Source organism: Metabacillus niabensis (assembly GCF_902829255.1).
GTDB classification, from domain to species: Bacteria; Bacillota; Bacilli; order Bacillales; family Bacillaceae; genus Metabacillus; species Metabacillus niabensis.
The window spans coordinates 1-2,511 of record NZ_CADEPK010000334.1 but is presented as its reverse complement, the minus strand read 5'-3'; the positions used below and the strand labels follow the sequence as shown (position 1 = coordinate 2,511).

3 protein-coding genes and 1 riboswitch are annotated in these 2,511 nt (G+C 32.3%); of the genes, 2 read left to right on the top strand and 1 reads right to left on the bottom strand.

The window, feature by feature from the left end; genetic code table 11:
* Window positions 1–347: 347 nt before the first annotated feature.
* Window positions 348–1,124 carry a hypothetical protein gene (locus HU235_RS19240; RefSeq protein ID WP_174881257.1) on the bottom strand — a complete coding sequence of 259 codons (777 nt, stop codon included), beginning with the start codon at window positions 1,122–1,124 and terminating at the stop codon, window positions 348–350.
* A gap of 73 nt (window positions 1,125–1,197) precedes the next feature.
* A riboswitch (cyclic di-GMP riboswitch) is annotated at window positions 1,198–1,294 on the bottom strand.
* A gap of 575 nt (window positions 1,295–1,869) precedes the next feature.
* Here HU235_RS19240 and HU235_RS19235 point away from each other — a divergent pair.
* Window positions 1,870–2,151: a hypothetical protein gene (locus tag HU235_RS19235; RefSeq protein ID WP_174881256.1), complete on the top strand. Its 282-nt coding sequence runs from the start codon at window positions 1,870–1,872 to the stop codon at window positions 2,149–2,151.
* Window positions 2,152–2,248: 97 nt separating this feature from the next.
* On the top strand, window positions 2,249–2,511 hold a 263-nt coding region (locus HU235_RS19230), incomplete at its 3' end, for a DNA-binding protein (RefSeq protein ID WP_174881255.1).

Sequence of the window (2,511 nt, the reverse complement as noted above, 5' to 3'; positions counted from 1 at the left end):
GGAAAGGGAAGGGTGGATTATATTAGATAATGAATAGCTTAGTAAATAATCAAAACATCGATGGAATTATGTGAAATCATAGAATCCTTGTTGAAAGTAGAGGACATAATCATAAAATTTTATTGCTAACTTTTCAATGTCTTCTTTAATACATGAAAGCTTCGTGAAATCTTCAGTATTGCTCGCCGTTCTCTTTCGCCGTGAAGATTTTCTTCAATTAGAATAGTTGTCTCTTCTTGAACTCCTATCCAACTAAGTATAGTTTCTTAAAAATGTTTCTATACCGAAAGAAGTCCTCCTCTAAAGTAATGATTGAGGACTTCTTCTTCTATAAAGTAAATAAAGGGCTACGTTAGCTCTTTATAAAATAGTTTACAATCTTCACCTAATTCATTTGGTAAGTATTTTAAAACCGGATCCTTTGCATATGAGTAAGCAATTGGAACCCCTTTACAATCCAATGGCATGTGGTAATTTAATCGTACGTTCATTTTCTGGGAACGATGATTTGGAGCTGTTGAGAAAATATATTGATAACCTCGATTTTTACAAATTTCCTCTAAGAGATGCCTCATTTCGGCTGCTATGTACTTTTTGTTTTTTTCCAGCATCACTCCGGTTAGAAAAATACGGATATGCTTTTCCTTTACGATTTTTCTTCCTAATTTATTGTAAATATATTGCTCATACTTTTTTACTAAATAACGGGTAATCTGATTTATTTTATTAAAAGGAGCAAAATCACCTTTTAGTAGGGGAGGATTTAATTCTATTGTCTGAAAGGACTCGGCAGCAACCGCTCCAATCACTTTTCCAGTACATTTCTCTCTAGCGATGATTGTTAAACCTTGATTAACTGTTTGTTTAAGGAAATCAAAAATAAACTCTTTCATCGTTTCATATGATATTTTCAATAATAAAACGACTGGTTCTACAATGAAGGCATTTCCAGATTTAACACCTGAGAATGTTTTGGCTAAGCATTCAGCTACTTCAATTAATAGCTCTTCGTCTGATGCAGGTAAAACCTCATACACGTAATGCTTTTTAGCTATTATTGCACCTTCAATATCGATGTTTGTGTTTGTCTGATCTTCTGAGATACCTTTCATTGGCATAGTCAAGCTTCGATTCCCCCTTCAAAATTTTTAAGCAACAAAAAAACTCCACCTTGAATAAGACGGAGTTTCCGTCGTATTCGGTAACTGGCTGGCATGGTGTATAATGAAAAATCTACACTTTAGCCCCTCTAGCTTTGCGTCCCCATTTTTCAATGAGTTTGCCATTATCGTACGTTAAAAAACTATGAAAAAAGCGTTCCTACTATTATCACAGAATCAAGAATTTTAGAACTATGATAATTCAAATGTAGTATACACAATAGTTGAACGTCAACAAATTTTGCCAATTTTCGCTAAAAATAGGAATATATAACCATTGATTATCGTGTATTTATCATGCATTTTTGAGTGTGAAAACAAATGATTTTTATCAAGATGTTTGTAATGAAGCATAAGGGGTTAACGTATTTTTCGTAATTAGCTAGAAGGCTTTTTATTTATTAGAAATATGATAGATTTATAACCGTTTATTTGTACTTTAGAACTATTAAAAAAGGATTTTATTTAGAAAGGCAAAAGCTACTGATAACATAGTCCGTAGTTATTTAGCTTTATAAATCAAAGGTATGCTGGGCAAAAAGTGTGTATATTTTGGAAGTACCTCAAAATTGTTTGGATACATGCCTTCATCTGTCCTTTCAAATCGATATCTCCCTTTTTTATGAAGCGAATAAATGGAAAAAACATGAAACCTTTTATCTGAATGAACGTAAAGTTTAATAAGAGATTTAATTTGGAGGGAAAGGAATTGGCAATATTAGTTGATATGTTAAATATTCTTGTTTATCTCCCTTTTTTAAAGGCTGATGAAGAAGACATAGAGAGTGTGTTAAAGCAATTAAAAAAGCACGAATGGTTCCGGGAATATTTAATAGATGAACGGTATCGAAAACTAATCGTTCATGATAAAGATGTTCGGCAATTAATTGGAAAATTTAATGCTAACAGGCTTGCTAGCGGCTCTTATCATGTGAAATGTCAAATGAAATTACATAGGGTTTTAGAAAGTAAGTTACGTAATGCTGGATAGAATGTGAATTGCTTAGGAAATTGATGTTTAAAAATATTAGATTGCTTATTTGTTACTTATATTCAAGCTATTGATTTAATTCAAAGGAGAGTACAACATGGATATCGATTTTTTCTGGGTAGGATTAGGGTTAACAGCTTTAGGTTATTTTATAGGGGATGGACTAAAGAATTTTAAAAATCCAAAAGGGAGTCTATCTGGATATCCGACATTAATAGAAGAAAAGGATTTGTATATTTATTTAGGGTTAAGCAAAGAGGAAGTAAAGGACTTGTTAAGCAAGCATCCAGATGCCCCAAAAATTGAGCTGAAAGGAAAGACATACTATCCGTATCAGCATTTTATTGAATGGTTTTCATC